The sequence below is a fragment of the Monashia sp. HAY1-2A genome, assembly GCF_056755315.1.
This window is the reverse complement of sequence record NZ_JBNDHY010000690.1, coordinates 1-243: the sequence shown is the minus strand read 5'-3', so window position 1 is coordinate 243 and position 243 is coordinate 1. Positions and strand designations below refer to the sequence as shown.

Annotated in this window: 1 protein-coding gene; it reads left to right on the top strand. The window is 65.8% G+C overall.

Annotated elements, in window-relative coordinates; all coding sequences use genetic code 11:
* Window positions 1-243 (top strand): exodeoxyribonuclease VII large subunit (locus ACPYOM_RS23560; protein WP_481347838.1); only part of this gene is annotated, 243 nt, incomplete at both ends.

Here is a 243-nt window from a genome sequence, read left to right as displayed (position 1 = left end):
ATCCTGGATGATGTTGCGGACCTCCGCGCGTCCACACCCACGGATGCCGCCAAGCGGATCGTTCCGGACGTCGCAGAAGAACTGGCCATGGTCCGGCAAGCCAGGGAACACCTGCGCCGCGGCATCAGCCGCATGGTGGACCGCGAAATGGACAGGCTTCATTCCCTGAAATCACGCCCGGTCCTCGCCTCGCCGGCCACCATGGTGGACGCCCGCGCAGAGGATATCCATCGCCTGCAGCGC